Here is a 15,085-nt window from a genome sequence, read left to right as displayed (position 1 = left end):
CTATCTTGTAGCAAACTCTAAGATTGCATTTTTTGGCTTAAGGGTAATGAGCGGTAATATTTCTATAGGTGTGTTTATAGGGGTGATTTTAAAACGTGATACCATTTCGGTAACCGCAAGAATCATCTCATACATTGCAAAGTTATTACCTATACACATTCTAGGTCCTGCGCCAAATGGGAAATAGGCATCGTGGTACATCCCCGCATTGTCATCAAATCGAGTAGGGTTAAATTGTAATGGATCTTCCCAAAAATCGTCGTGCTTGTGAATCTCAATACACGAAAACAATAAATTAGAACCTGCTGGTATTTTCATCCCATTATATTCGTCTTCTTCGATATTTACTCTGTCTATAAAGTAAGCCGGTGGATAAAGTCGCATTGTTTCCTCTAGCACTTGCTTAGTGACTGTACATTGTCTCAAAAACTCGTTTAATGATGTTGAGTTCGCTTTCGCGAAAGCGTATTCCTTATAAATTTTATCTTGCCACTCTGGATGTCTTGCAAGTAATGAGGCGGCAAATGTAAGCGCATTTGAGGTTGTCTCGTGACCCGCTGTAAAGAGTATGAGAATCTCATCTATGAGCTGCTCATCATCCATACCTGTGCCATCCTCATAAGTAGACTCCAGAAGCATATCTAGTAAGTCTCCTACCTTTTGTTGTGATGCTCGACGTTCTTCTACGAGTTCCATAAGTATATCACGCGCCTCTTGAGTAAGAGCTAGATGCTTATCTATAGGTCCAGCATACTTAAAATACCAAGATTTATAAGGTTGTCTCAACTCTTTTACGAGCATCTTTTGAGCTTGCTCTGTAATGTATTGTAAGCGGTTTATCTTTTTACGATCTACCTCGGTCTGAAAGAGTGACTTTGCAACTGTATTAAAAGCAAGGTCATTAAATATCTCAAATACATCAAACGCCTCTCCTGTCTTTATGCTTTGTAACTCCTCCTTTATTACTGTATGCATAGCTTCTATAAGCTGTGCAAGCTGTTTTTTATGAAAGGCTGGCTGTATGAGTTTGCGTTGTTTTTTCCATAGAGAACCTTCTGAGGTTAAAAGTCCCTCGCCTACATACTTTGCAAGATCTTTAGTCTGAATGGGTGACTTTGTATAGTTGCGCTGGTTTTTTTGCAAAGCATACTTTGCAAAGCCCGGATCTCTAGAGAAGACGACTTCATTACCAAATCCCAACTGCAGCTTGAAGGTATCACCCTTAATCTCAAAATTATCGTGATGAAAAGGAAGCGGATTCTTTAAAATACTCCCAGCATTTGCCAGAAACTTTAAAACCGAAACTGCTGGAATATCATTAGACATAGGGTGCTTTTATATAAAATTTTAAATAGAATGTTTCTAAAACAGACCTCCCTGCACAGGGCCTTTTACTCTACCTAGATGCTTGTATGCATCCTCTGTAACTTCACGTCCTCTTGGAGTACGCATAATAAAACCTTGCTGTATTAAAAAAGGTTCGTAAACCTCCTCAATAGTTTCGGCGCTTTCAGAAACGGCAGTGGCAAGTGTAGTAAGTCCCACAGGCCCGCCTTTAAACTTATCTATAATCGTAGCTAGTATTTTATTGTCCATCTCATCCAGCCCGTGAGCGTCTACGTGAAGTGCTTCAAGGCTATACTTAGCAATCTTAATATCGATACTACCATTCCCTTTTATTTGTGCAAAGTCACGCACTCTACGCAATAATGCATTTGCTATACGAGGTGTACCACGACTTCTACCGGCTATCTCTATAGCAGCTTCCATAGAGATAGGTACACCAAGTATACTAGAGCTACGCTGTACGATGGTTGTAAGAAGTTCTGTTGTATAATATTGTAATCTACTAGATATACCAAAACGTGCGCGCATAGGCGCCGTAAGAAGTCCAGAACGGGTAGTTGCTCCTACGAGTGTAAAAGGTGCTAGATCTATCTGAACGGTACGTGCATTTGGCCCCGTCTCAATCATTATATCTATACGATAATCCTCCATAGCCGAGTATAAATACTCTTCTACTATAGGACTAAGTCTATGTATCTCATCTATAAATAGCACATCACGCTCATCTAGATTAGTAAGTAATCCAGCGAGATCACCAGGCTTGTCTAGAACAGGGCCAGAGGTTATCTTAATATTTACCCCAAGTTCGTTTGCAAGAATATTTGCAAGGGTAGTTTTACCAAGACCCGGAGGACCGTGAAAGAGGGTGTGATCTAATGCCTCTCCTCTAAGGTTTGCTGCTTGTACAAAAACCTTGAGATTTTCAAGCACTTGATCTTGTCCTGCAAAGTCTTCAAACGATAAAGGTCTTAACGCTTTCTCAATATCTACTTCTTCTCTTGAGTAACCTTCGTTTGTAGGATCCAAGTGCTCATTCATACGTCTAGGTGATTTCTATCAAAGATAAGAAATAGTCTTGTTTGAAACTTTACAGCACCCTTCCATTTAAGACTAATAAAGGATAATGTTACGCTTTCGCGAAAGCGCAAAACTAAAAAACCCACTCGTTAAGAATGGGTTTTAAGTAATCATATAAGTATGATTTATGTTATGACATCTCTAGTGATGCATTTCTTCTTCATTGTCTTGAAGTGGAACTGTTTGTGGTACATAATCTTGACCAGCAATCACATAATCTGACTCATCCTTATTCAACTTAGAATAATCATATGGCCAGCGGTGTACTTCAGGAATTGCACCTGCCCAGTTACCGTGTATATGCTTGTGATCTGTTGTCCACTCTAATGTGTTAGATTTCCAAGGGTTTTTAGAACCTACTTTTCCATAAAACATTGAGTGTATGAAGTTGTATAAGAATACTAACTGTGCAGCCGCTGTAATGAAAGCAAAAATAGATATCGCTTTGTTTACATCTACAAGATCATCAAAATACGGGAACGCTGAGTTTGTGTAGTAACGTCTAGGTAATCCTGCCATACCAATAAAGTGCATTGGGAAGAAAATACCATAAGCTCCAATAACTGTAATCCAGAAGTGAACGTAACCTAGGTTCTTGTTCATCATTTTACCTTCAAACATTTTTGGGAACCAATGATAAACACCTGCAAAAAGTCCATATAATGCAGAGATACCCATTACTAGGTGGAAGTGAGCTACTACAAAATAAGTATCGTGTACATTTATATCTAATGTAGAATCTCCAAGTATGATACCCGTAAGTCCACCAGAAATAAAAGTAGAAACTAATCCTACTGAGAAAAGCATACCAGGGTTGAACTGAAGGTTACCCTTCCACAAGGTTGTGATATAGTTAAAAGCTTTTACAGCAGATGGTATTGCAATTAATAGGGTTGTAAATGTAAATACAGATCCCAAGAATGGGTTCATACCTGAAATAAACATATGGTGACCCCATACGATAGTTGATAAGAAGGCAATTGCTAAAATAGAAGCAATCATCGCTCGGTAACCAAATATAGGTTTACGTGCGTTTGTAGATATTATCTCTGATGAGATACCTAGTGCTGGTAATAATACAATGTATACCTCAGGGTGACCTAAGAACCAGAAAAGGTGCTCAAATAATACTGGTGAACCACCAGAGTTATGTAATACTTCTCCTCCAATATAAATATCAGATAAGAAGAATGACGTACCAAAACTTCTATCCATTATAAGCATTAAAGCTGCAGATAAAAGTACTGGGAAAGAAACCACACCAATAATAGCAGTCACAAAGAAAGCCCAGATTGTAAGTGGTAACCTTGTCATAGTCATCCCCTTTGTACGAAGGTTAAGTACTGTAACAACATAGTTAAGTGAACCCAATAGTGATGATGCGATAAATATTGCCATCGCTACTAACCACAATGTCATACCCATTCCTGAAGCAGGTATGCTGTTAGGTAGGGCAGATAATGGTGGATAGATAGTCCAACCTGCTGCAGCTGGTCCTGACTCTACAAATAATGATAATACCATTATTACAGAAGAAAGGAAGAACAGCCAGTAAGATACCATATTAAGGAATCCAGAAGCCATATCTCTCGCTCCAATCTGAAGTGGAATCAATAAGTTACTAAAAGTACCACTCAGGCCTGCTGTAAGCACAAAGAATACCATTATAGTACCGTGTATGGTAATAAGTGCAAGATAAATGTTTGGATCCATTACACCATCTTTACCCCAGTCTCCTAAGAGCACTTCATAAATAGTAAATTGGTGATCTGGCCAAGCCAGTTGTAAACGGAATATCAATGACATTCCAATACCGATAATACCCATTATCAAACCAGTAATTAAATACTGCTTTGAGATCATCTTGTGATCAGTACTAAAGATATATTTCGTTATAAACGTTTGCTCGTGGTGGTGCTCGTGATCATCGTGACCGTGATCTGCTGTTGCTGCGTGTGCTGCCATACCTAGATTCTTTAGTTAATTTTTCTTTTTCTTTTTTTTATTCTTGAGCTGCTGCTATAGAGCTACCAAATGTTTTTTGAGTTGCAATCCAAGCGTCATATTCCTCTTGAGTTTCAACAACAATCTTCATCTGCATATTATAGTGCGATGCTCCACAAATCTTATTACATAGCAAGTAATAGTCAAATTCATCATAAGCGTCTATTGGACCATCTCCTGCCGCTATAGAAGCTTTATTTTTTTCTTTTCTAATCTCTTTGATAGTAGCCATCTTATCTTTCATATAATCCGTATCACGAATCTCTGCGGTAGTTTTAGATGGAGTAAAAGAGAATTGAGTTATCATACCTGGCACAACATTCATTTGCGCTCTAAAGTGAGGCATATAAGCAGAGTGCAATACATCTTGAGAACGTAACTTAAAGATTACCTGGCGCCCTACTGGAAGGTGAAGCTCTGTTGTAATTTTATCATCCATTGCATCAGCATCACTTTCATCAACACCTACTGTGTTTGCTCCTTCAATGAAACGAACATTGGCATTACCTAAGATATTATCCTCTCCAGCATAACGTGCTTGCCAACCAAAACGCTTTGCATATAACTCTACAACTATAGCATCCTCGTCCTCTTCAAAGTTCATTATATCTGACCAAGTAAAGAGACCATAGATAATAAGACCTGCAAGAACGATTACTGGAATGATAGTCCAGATAAACTCTAGTTTATCATTATCTGCATAGAATAATGCTTTTTGACCTTTCTTACCTGAGTACTTATATGCAAAGTAATGAAGTAATGCTTGTGTGATTACTTGTACGAACATTATAAGTGCAAGAGAGATAAATAACAAGGTGTCATAATCTGCTCCGTGCTCAGAAGATGGTTCTGGCAAATAAAACTTACTGTAATTCCAAAAACAGTAAATAGTTATGGCATATAAAAATATGATAAACATCAACATCAATTTACCATTGATTCTGTTGTCTTTATCGTCTGCTACTTGAGCATTTTCACTATTGGTCTTCTTATTAAACTGAGATAGTTTAAAAATCTTTGACATTTGCCAAAGTGTGACTACAAATAGAATTACTACGATGAGTGCTAATAAACCTGTCATTGCTTTCTAACTTCTTTAATCTATATTCTAATAGTGAAAGTGTTTACTTTCTTCAATAAGCGGATTACGCTTAGGCTCTAATGGACGTTTTGTAAGTGAACTGAAAACAATCAGTACAAACAATCCAAAGAAGAACATAAGTGATCCTATTTCTACAAATCCAAACGACCAAGCCTGTCCTACTGTACCTGGCATAACCATATTGAAGATGTCTACATAGTGACCTAATAAGATTACTATACCAGCCATTACTACAAACCAGTTAACTCGTTTGAAATCGCTATTCATTAATATTAATAATGGGAAAAGGAAATTCATTACTAACATACCAAAGAATGGTAAGTTATAATCTTCTATACGTTGTATGTAATACGTTACCTCTTCTGGTATGTTTGAGTACCATATAAGCATAAACTGTGAGAACCATAAGTACGTCCAGAAAATACTGAAACCAAACATAAATTTAGCAAGATCGTGTATGTGGCTATCATTTACACTCTGTAAGTAACCTGCACCCTTAAGTATCATAGTTATAAGAGCGATGGTAGTTATACCACAAACCATCATACCTGCAAGTACGTACCATCCAAAGAGAGTACTAAACCAGTGAGGATCGATAGACATAATCCAATCCCAAGACATCATTGACTCAGTGTATAAGAAGAACACTAAGAATGCTGCAGCAAGTTTAAATGACTTTTTGTGTGATTTGTTATCAGATGCTTCATCCTGCTCTTTTGAGAACTTTACAGCAAAGAATCTATAGATGTTCCATCCAGCAATAAAAATTGCAGCTCTAATCAGTAACCAAGGCACATTTAACCATCCTGATTTACCAGCAATAAGCTTATCATAGTTATCACTTACTGGATCAGTAATTCCATCTGCCATCCAGTGGAACATATGGTTAAAATGGAATCCAGATAATGCTAGCAAAACAAACATTATAATACTTCCAGGTAAAAGATATCCTGTTATACCCTCCATTACTCTAAGTAATAAAGGCGACCATCCAGCCTGAGCAGCATATTGTACTGCGTAGAATGCAAGACACCCTAGAGAAATCATAAAGAAGAAAAAAGCAGCGATATAAACAGCAGACCAAGGTTTATTTTGGTAACCTGCTAGTAAGTGCTCATTATGCTCTTCTTCGGTCATTACGTGACCGTCTTCTGCGTGTGCATCATCGGTTGCTACGTGGTGTGTGTCTGCTTCGTGGGCATCTGCAACTGTTGCATCTCCGTGACCACCTCCGTGGGCATCACCTGCGTGCAAAGCTTCAATATCTGCTATTGTCTTTGGTAAGAAAACGTAATCTACAGCAAATAGGACAAATCCTACTACCATAAAGATAATCGCTGATAATTTTAAGTTTTTAGATAATGTGTACATATCTTAAATATCGGTTGTTCCGTTAGTTATTAGTGTTCGTTACCCGCTGCATTCATTGGCTCAGACTCAGGTCCTGGTATAGCATCTACTGCACCTTCGTTAAGATCTGTATCAATCTTACCCTCTGTCATTTCCTCAATAATTTCTGCTGCTGTAAACGCTCTCTCAGGTTTTCCACCTAATGCATCTTTAAGACCCATTACGTAATGATCAACCATCCAAAGTTCGTCTTCTGTCATCTGCGACGCATAAGATCCCATAGAGTTAATACCGTAATACATCACGTGGTATACACTACCTTCTGTGATGGCTCTACCAGCATCATTATATGCAGGGACACCTAGTATTTTCTCTCTTTTTGCTAATGTTCCTTTTCCGTCACCTTTTACACCGTGACATATAGAACAGTAAATGTTATATAACTCATTACCCTTAACATAATTCTCCTCTGTATAAGGTAATGGGTTTTTCAGGTTCGCTTTCGCGGAAGCTTTTCCTTCAATAGTATTTTCATAATCATATGGTAACCACCCTCTCATCACCGAACCTTCTGCCGGTTTTAAAGCTTCATACCCTTCAGGAAATACCTCATACTTACCGTAAGTTTCATAACCTACAGATTCGTACATATTAGGCATATACTGATAGTTAGGTTTATTATCATCTTGACAAGAAATCATACTGCCAAAAGCGATAAACAAAACAGCTATTTTAAATATATTCTTCATTGCGTTGACTTATGCTTCGTTTGCAATTAAATTAATCTCTACAGCTCCAGTTGTTACTAAAAAGTCTGCAAGTTCCTTTCCATCTTTTCCAGTTGCATCAATCTCCATAAGGAAGTGATCATCTGTCGTGCGTACATCTGGATTTTCAGCTTTCTTAAAAGGCCATAATTTACTTCTCATATAGAAAGTAATAACCATTAAGTGAGCTGCAAAAAATACCGTAAGCTCAAACATAATAGGCACAAAAGCTGGCATATTCTCAATATAGCTGAAAGATGGCTTACCACCAATGTTTTGTGGCCAGTCTTCGATCATAATGAAATTCATCATTAATGTTGCTACTGTAATTCCCACACATCCATATAAAAAGGCAGTAATAGCAAGACGAGTAGGTGCAAGCCCCATAGCCTTATCAAGCCCGTGTACAGGGAATGGTGTATACACCTCATTAATATGAAGATGTTTTTTTCTAACCTCCTTAACAGCGTTCATTAGAACGTCGTCATCAGAGTATATTGCGTGTATAACTGTAGATGCCATACTTAATTATTTAAGATTGTTAGCTTGACCCGCCCAATCATCACGCTCTGCGCGACCAGGAAATGATCCAGTTAGATTATCTAATAAATTGTATTCAACAGAAGTCATTTTACCTACTTGCTCGTACGTATAAATTCCTAGTTCGTTAAGCTTCTCTTCCATTTTTGGTCCTATACCATTAATTACCTTAAGATCATCTGCCTTTTGAGTAGCAGCATCAAAGATTCCTAAACGGCTCACTAATGAATCACTACCGTGTGTATCTTCTGGAATAACTGTTTCACCTTCGGCAACCTCTTGAGGTTTTGCAATGTATGCACCATCAAGATTAATCTTTACTGGCCCACCAGATGTACGAGGATCTGCTCCTGTACCTACTAGTGATTGTCCAGACTCACGTAATTTTTTATAACGCTCTCCAGATGACTTCATAATAGTCTTTACCTCTGCTTGTGCAATCACTGGGAATGTACGTGCATATAATAAGAACAATACAAAGAAGAAACCTATAGTACCTATGAAGATACCTATATCTACAAATGTAGGCGAGAACATCGTCCAAGAAGATGGAAGGTAATCACGGTGAAGTGAAGTCACGATAATTACAAAACGCTCAAACCACATCCCAATGTTCACAACAATTGATATGATAAAAGAGAACATTATAGATCTTCTTAATTTTGGGAACCACATAAACTGCGGAGAGAAAACGTTACACGTCATCATTGCCCAATAAGACCAAGCATAAGGTCCTGTTGCTCTGTTTAAGAATGCATACTGCTCATATTCCACTCCAGAATACCAAGCCATAAATAACTCCGTAATATAAGCAACACCTACTATTGAACCTGTAATCATAATTACAATATTCATAAGTTCAATGTGCTGTATTGTAATGTAAGCCTCAAGACTGACAACTTTACGCATTATGATAAGAAGTGTATTTACCATTGCAAACCCTGAGAATACCGCTCCCGCAACAAAGTAAGGAGGGAAAATCGTGGTGTGCCATCCTGGTATAACAGACGTAGCAAAGTCAAAAGATACAATCGTGTGTACAGAAAGTACAAGTGGCGTTGCTAGTCCTGCAAGAACCAGTGACACCTCTTCAAAACGCTGCCAATCTTTTGCTCTACCAGACCAACCAAATGAAAGTAAACTATAAATTTTCTTCTGGAATGGCTTAACAGCTCTATCACGTATCATTGCAAAGTCAGGTAATAATCCAGTCCACCAGAAAACTAATGATACAGAAAGGTACGTTGATATTGCAAATACATCCCAAAGTAGTGGAGAGTTAAAGTTTACCCATAAAGAACCAAACTGGTTAGGTATAGGTAATACCCAGTAAGCTAACCAAGGACGACCCATATGTATAATAGGGAACAATCCTGCTTGAACTACAGAGAAAATAGTCATCGCCTCTGCAGAACGGTTAATTGCCATACGCCACTTCTGACGGAATAATAATAGTACTGCAGAAATTAGTGTTCCTGCGTGTCCAATACCTACCCACCATACAAAGTTGGTAATATCCCAAGCCCAACCTACGGTTTTATTTAGACCCCAACTACCGATACCGTTTGTTACAGTATAGATAATACAGCCTATTCCCCATAAGAAAGCTACTAGTGCGATAGAGAATACGAGCCACCAAGATTTATTTGCACGTCCCTCAACTGGAGCAACGATATCTAATGTTACATCGTGATAGGTCTTATCTCCGGTAACTAGTGGTCTTCGTATAGGTGCTTCGTAATGCGCCATAATCCTATATAATTAGTCTTTAGATTAGTTGTTTTATACTTCTTCTGTATTACGTACCATTGTCTGGTAGAATACATTTGGTTTCGTTCCTACGTGCTCAAGTAAGTGATACATACGATCATCTTCTTTAAGCTCTGCAATCTTGCTATCCTTGTCGTTTATATCTCCGAAGGCAAGCGCTCCAGTTGTACAAGCGTTAGAACAAGCCGTTGCAAACTCTCCGTCTTTAACCTTACGTCCATCGCGCTTAGCATCAAGAATAGTCTTTTGTGTCATTTGGATACACATAGAACACTTCTCCATAACCCCACGAGAACGAACGGTTACATCTGGGTTGATAACCATACGCCCAAGATCATTGTTCATATGATAATCAAACTCGTCATTACCATTATAAAGGAACCAGTTGAAACGACGCACTTTATAAGGACAGTTGTTTGCACAGTAACGAGTACCTACACAACGGTTGTAAGCCATATGGTTTTGACCTTGACGACCGTGTGATGTTGCTGCTACTGGACACACAGTCTCACAAGGAGCGTGATTACAGTGCTGGCACATTATAGGCTGGAAAGCAACTTGTGGATTTGCAGCTGGATCTTCTAGCTCACCAAATCCTCCAAGAGAACCTTTATCACCACCTAATCCATCAAACTCCTCCTTCTTAATATCATCTTGAGCAAATGTATCCTCAGATGAATAATATCTATCTATACGTAACCAGTGCATATCACGGCTACGACGTATTTCAGACTTTCCTACTACAGGAACATTATTCTCTGCGTGACAAGCTATCACACAAGCACCACATCCCGTACAAGCATTAAGATCAATAGCAAGGTTAAAATGATGCCCTATTGAACGATCAAACTCTTCCCAAAGATCAACTTCTGGTGAAGTCACTTCATACTCTATGTGCGCTTTACTCACCTCAGGAACCGCGTTCCAAAAGTGCTTATCTTTTGTGTTAAATATCTCAAGAGTTGTCTCCTTTACGATATCACCACGACCCATAAGCGTGTTGTGCTGCTGTACAGAAGCAAACTCGTGTACACCACCTACCTTCTCGATAGTTACGCTTTGCGTAGTCTGGAAGTTTTGCATTAAAGGGAATGCGTTAACACCCGTTTGCATCTCTTCTTGAATACTTTCTTTACGACCGTACCCTAGCGCAAGACCTACAGATCCTTTAGCTTGACCTGGCTGTATCATTACTGGCACTTTCTCGATAGTTACATCGTTTACAGTAACATTTGCATAGTGACCATTAAGACCTCCATTTGCATCGTGACGTGCTTCTGTAAAGAATGAACTTCTATCAAACCACAAACCAAGTTCTTTGGCATCTGCCTCAGACATTGTCAAGTAGTTATCCCAAGTACAACGTGTTAATGGATCTGGCATCTCTTGTAACCAAGGATTGTTTGCCTGAGTACCATCACCCATTGATGTTTTTGTATACAACGTAAGCTCAAAGCCTCCATTACCCTCTTGCAATGTACTCGCAAGACCAGCGTCAGATGCTATAGAAGTGTTTGATGCGGTTACCGCTTTCGCGAAAGCGCTAGTCTCAACAACTCCTGCTTGAACAGACTTGTTAAATGCGATACCTGCCGAAGACATAGTCTCTTTAAGGTAGCTGTAATATGTTTTATCTACACCCATCCAGTTAAGTAAACTTTGCTGGAACTGACGTGTATTAAATATCTCTTTTATTGTAGGCTGCTGTAAACTTACTTCACCCATTTTAATCTGCACATCTCCCCAAGACTCAAGGTAGTGTGGTACCGGTGCAATATGAGTAGAAAGTGCCGCTGTCTCATCTGCTCTTAATGAACAAGCTACAGAAACATCAACCTTTGCAAGACCAGTAACAAACTCATCTGCATTAGGAAGACTATAAGCAGGATTTACTCCAGCCATAATAAGTGTTCCTACTTGACCAGCGTTCATCTCTTTTACAAGTTGCATCACTTTACGAGCATCTCCAGATCTTGTAAGCTTAGGCTTAGCAGTATCCATTACCACTTTACCTTCGTTAAAGTCAAGCGCGATTCTCTGCGTAGAAACATCTTGCACACCTGTTACAAGTAATCCTTTACTACCAGCAGCAAGAAGTGCTTTACGCGCTTGAGCAACTTTAGCCTTCACCCCTTCTGGAAGACCAGAAGCAGATCCACCTGCTAGTGCTTGCACTATTAATTTTTGTTGAGATGGTGTAGCTGGAACACGTACATCTGCATTTGCACCAGAAAGTGACATATTTGCCTCAAACTGGAAGTGCTTAGACATCTTTCCATTTTTAGGTACACGAGACTTACCATAAGCAGAGTCGTATCCACCACCATTCCAATCTCCTAAAAAGTCTGCCCCTACAGAGACAATCACTTCTGCATCACCAAAATTATAATCTGGTAATGCACGGAAACCGTATTTTATTTCAAAAGCATCTAAAGCAAATTGCTCTCCAGCAGCGTCATAAGCTACGTGAGAAACATTTGGATATTTTGCTATAAATTCTCCTATAAGTTTATCTGTAGATGGACTTGCAAATGTCTGAGTAAGCAATACTGCTTTCTTACCACTCTCAAGCGCAGCAACAACACCCTTATCTATATCTGTCCAAGAAACTTCTTCTCCTCCTGCCGTTGGAAATTGCGCACGCTTTGTATCGTACATTCCAAGAACAGATGCGTGTACACGAGCGTTTGCCCCAAAACCTGCTTTTGCAAGGTCATTGTTTTCTATTTTAATAGGGCGACCCTCACGAGTCTTTACAAGTACACTTGCAAAGTCAAAACCATCTGCAATAGTAGTCGCATAATAATCTGCAACTCCCGGTATTATTTGCTCTGGCTGCACCACATAAGGCACAGACTTTACAACAGGACCTTCACAAGCTGCTAGCGATGCTGCCGCTGTAGAGAAACCTACGTACTTCAAGAAGTCACGACGTGTAGTTTCTGTATTTTCAAGTGTTTCTTTATCACCTAAAAATTCATCTGTCGGAATTTCTTGTACAAACTCATTCTGTCTTAGTGCCTCGATAGATGCATCTCCGTGGAGCTCATCGACACTTTTCCAGTATTTCTTGTTTGATGACATATAATTGATTTATTAATTTGTGCCTCGACTACGCTCAGCAACCTTTATTAAGAGTTTCTTTCGAAACTTAAATTCTCTTTATTAGTAGTGACACTTACCACATTCCAGACCACCCATTTGAGCAGCTGTCACTTTTTCAACACCATACTTCTTTGCAAGTTGCTCGTGAATCTCTTCGTAATATGCATTACCTTCAATCTTCACATTAGTCTCACGGTGACAGTTTATACACCATCCCATAGTAAGAGGAGCGTGTTGATACATAATCTCCATCTCCTCTACAGGACCGTGACATTTCTGACACTCTATACCAGCTACACTTACGTGTTGTGAGTGATTAAAGTATGCAAAGTCCGGAAGATTATGAATACGCACCCACTCTACAGCCTGAGTTTCCCCAGTATATGATTGTGTTGCCTCATCCCAACCTACAGCTTTGTAAAGCTTTTGGATTTCTTTATCATAAAACTCTTTAGAGTAATCTTCAGTAACAGAGCTAAACTCAGACTCAGGTCCAGCAACTTCTGCGATAGACTTGTGACAGTTCATACACACATTAAGAGAAGGAATACCAGAATGCTTAGACACTCTTGCAGAAGAGTGACAGTACTTACACTCTATTGCATTCTCTCCTGCGTGAATTCTGTGCGAGTAGTGAATAGGCTGCACAGGCATATACCCTTGATCAACCCCTACTTGTGACATCCACCCGTAAGCGAAATATGCACTTCCTAATAATAAGAAGATTACTGAGACTAATACTAAGAATTGATTTTCAACAAATGCTTTCCAGATAGGCTTACGCTTCTCCGCTACCGGCATTTCAATTCCTTGAGCAGAAGCAAACTTATTAAGTGTGTTGTTTACCAAAAACAATACAGCAACAAGAAGCAACAACACAAATCCAAGAATCGCAAGGATAAGGTTATTTGAAACTCCACCTCCTTTATTTCCATCTGCACCTCCAACGACAGCTGTTGGTGCTGGCGCTTCTGGTTTTGGCGTATCCGTATACGCAAGAATGTTATCTATATCTGCATTAGACAATGCAGGAAAAGAGTTCATCACTTTATTACCATTCTCCTCATATACTTTTACAGCAAGAGGGTCTCCAGACTTAATAAGTCCCTGGCTATTCTTGATCCACTTATATAACCACTCACGGTCGTACTTCTCAGAAACCTGATGAAGTAACGGCCCAGTCATAGGCTTATATAATTTGTGACAAGCTGCACAATTTGCTTTAAATAAAGCCTCACCAGCCTTAGCATCTGCCGCAGGTGCATCTTGTGCAAAAAGAGAACTAGATAAAGTGAGAAGCACTACCGCAGCTAGGGTAAGTATTCTCGAGAATGAATTTTGGCGTTTAACCTGTATCATATTAATATTGAATTAGCTTCAAAAAGATGGCACGGTTTTTATACTGTTAAGCTCGTTAAGAACCTGTTAAACCCGCGCACAAAATGGTATGCAAAAATACTACACAAACTGCATTTTTTGGGGCACCTTACAGGGGTTCTTACTAATTTATAATAGTTCTAAATAATAATATTAATTTGTTTAAGTTTTTATCTTTTACCTTTGTTCAAAATCAGCAAATTATGAGCGTACAACCGTTTCAACATATCGTAATTGCCATAGCAGTTACCCTTACTTTTTCCGCTTTCGCGAAAGCGCAATCTGCACAAGTAACCGTAAATCAAGACAATAGAATTACCGAATTACTTGATTTAAAAAGCAGCCTTACAAAAGACAACAAACTAGCAGACAGATATAAGATACAACTATACTCAGGGAGCTTAAACACTGCCAGCGCTACACTTAAGAAGTATCGTAACCGCATAGGCACCTGGACATCTGCCATTAAACACGAAACACCTAACTATAAAGTATGGATAGGAAACTTTAGAAATAGGCTAGAAGCAGATCGCGCTCTTATGGAAATAAGAAAGGAATTTTCTAGTGCTTTTATTTTTAAGCCAGATAACTAACCCACACGTAAAGACCCTATAAAACATCCTCAATACCTTTTTGATATTGAGGA

11 protein-coding genes are annotated in these 15,085 nt (G+C 39.0%); 1 reads left to right on the top strand and 10 read right to left on the bottom strand.

Annotated features, from left to right (window positions below):
* The 10 genes from ACFO5T_RS09220 to ACFO5T_RS09175 form a co-directional block, all read right to left on the bottom strand.
* Entirely contained in the window at window positions 1–1,326 is a 1,326-nt protein-coding gene (locus ACFO5T_RS09220; RefSeq protein ID WP_380033794.1) for a cytochrome P450, read from the bottom strand.
* 36 nt (window positions 1,327–1,362) lie between these two features.
* Window positions 1,363–2,385: a Holliday junction branch migration DNA helicase RuvB gene (ruvB, locus tag ACFO5T_RS09215; RefSeq protein ID WP_380033792.1), complete on the bottom strand. Its 1,023-nt coding sequence runs from the start codon at window positions 2,383–2,385 to the stop codon at window positions 1,363–1,365.
* Between the two features lie 180 nt (window positions 2,386–2,565).
* A complete protein-coding gene (locus ACFO5T_RS09210; RefSeq protein ID WP_035327171.1) occupies window positions 2,566–4,389 on the bottom strand; it encodes a cytochrome c oxidase subunit I in 1,824 nt (607 codons plus the stop codon).
* A gap of 37 nt (window positions 4,390–4,426) precedes the next feature.
* On the bottom strand, window positions 4,427–5,509 hold the full coding sequence (locus ACFO5T_RS09205) for a cytochrome c oxidase subunit II (protein WP_380033789.1): 1,083 nt from the start codon (window positions 5,507–5,509) through the stop codon (window positions 4,427–4,429).
* Between the two features lie 27 nt (window positions 5,510–5,536).
* Window positions 5,537–6,901, bottom strand: coding sequence for a quinol:cytochrome C oxidoreductase (locus ACFO5T_RS09200; protein WP_380033787.1), 1,365 nt, complete (start codon window positions 6,899–6,901; stop codon window positions 5,537–5,539).
* 29 nt (window positions 6,902–6,930) lie between these two features.
* Entirely contained in the window at window positions 6,931–7,629 is a 699-nt protein-coding gene (locus ACFO5T_RS09195) for a c-type cytochrome (protein WP_380033785.1), read from the bottom strand.
* Window positions 7,630–7,638: 9 nt separating this feature from the next.
* Window positions 7,639–8,169, bottom strand: coding sequence for a DUF3341 domain-containing protein (locus ACFO5T_RS09190; RefSeq protein WP_035327164.1), 531 nt, complete (start codon window positions 8,167–8,169; stop codon window positions 7,639–7,641).
* Between the two features lie 6 nt (window positions 8,170–8,175).
* On the bottom strand, window positions 8,176–9,939 hold the full coding sequence (gene nrfD / locus ACFO5T_RS09185; RefSeq protein ID WP_081965007.1) for an NrfD/PsrC family molybdoenzyme membrane anchor subunit: 1,764 nt from the start codon (window positions 9,937–9,939) through the stop codon (window positions 8,176–8,178).
* A 30-nt stretch (window positions 9,940–9,969) separates the two neighbouring features.
* A complete protein-coding gene (locus ACFO5T_RS09180) occupies window positions 9,970–13,041 on the bottom strand; it encodes a TAT-variant-translocated molybdopterin oxidoreductase (RefSeq protein WP_380033783.1) in 3,072 nt (1,023 codons plus the stop codon).
* An 81-nt stretch (window positions 13,042–13,122) separates the two neighbouring features.
* On the bottom strand, window positions 13,123–14,421 hold the full coding sequence (locus ACFO5T_RS09175) for a c-type cytochrome (protein ID WP_380033781.1): 1,299 nt from the start codon (window positions 14,419–14,421) through the stop codon (window positions 13,123–13,125).
* A gap of 221 nt (window positions 14,422–14,642) precedes the next feature.
* On the opposite strand from ACFO5T_RS09175, the gene ACFO5T_RS09170 reads away from it, so the two are divergent.
* The gene (locus ACFO5T_RS09170; protein WP_035329008.1) at window positions 14,643–15,032 is read left to right on the top strand and encodes an SPOR domain-containing protein; all 390 of its coding nucleotides are present in this window, start codon (window positions 14,643–14,645) and stop codon (window positions 15,030–15,032) included.
* Window positions 15,033–15,085 lie beyond the last annotated feature (53 nt).

This window comes from Dokdonia genika (assembly GCF_042652845.1).
Taxonomy (GTDB): domain Bacteria; phylum Bacteroidota; class Bacteroidia; order Flavobacteriales; family Flavobacteriaceae; genus Dokdonia; species Dokdonia donghaensis.
This window is presented reverse-complemented; position numbering and strand designations above follow the sequence as displayed.